Consider the following 504-nt stretch of genomic DNA (forward strand, 5'->3'; position numbering starts at 1 on the left):
GATTCCGGCGTCGAATCCGCGCAGCGCATCGGCGAAGTGGTGACCTCGCTGGTCATCGCGCGTCCGCACAACGACATCAACAAAATCGTCTCGCATTACAAGATTGCGGACTAACGGAGAAACCTGATGAAAGAAGCGCTTGGTCTTATCGAAACCAAAGGTCTGGTGGCCTGTATTGAAGCCGCGGACGCGATGTGCAAAGCCGCCAACGTCGAACTAATTGGCTATGAAAACGTCGGCTCCGGCCTGGTCACCGCGATGGTGAAAGGCGATGTCGGCGCAGTCAACGCGGCGGTCGATTCCGGTGTGGAAGCGGCGAAACGCATCGGCGAAGTCGTCAGCTCTCGCGTCATCGCGCGTCCACATAACGACATCGAAAAAATCGCGGCGCAGCACAAAGCATGACCTGACAGGGCGCGCCCCGTCCCCACTCTTTTCGTCTGATGAAGGATAGACTCATGATTGAACTGGATAACGATTTGCAGTCCCGGCAGAACGCGCGGG

At 57.3% G+C, this 504-nt stretch carries 1 protein-coding gene; it reads left to right on the forward strand.

The window, feature by feature from the left end:
• The first annotated feature begins 126 nt into the window (after positions 1 to 126).
• Positions 127 to 405 (forward strand): BMC domain-containing protein, encoded by a 279-nt coding sequence (locus AACX88_RS17630; protein WP_004146125.1) that lies wholly within the window; start codon positions 127 to 129, stop codon positions 403 to 405.
• Positions 406 to 504 lie beyond the last annotated feature (99 nt).

Source organism: Brevibacterium metallidurans (assembly GCF_037101285.1).
Classification (GTDB): Bacteria; Actinomycetota; Actinomycetes; order Actinomycetales; family Brevibacteriaceae; genus Brevibacterium; species Brevibacterium metallidurans.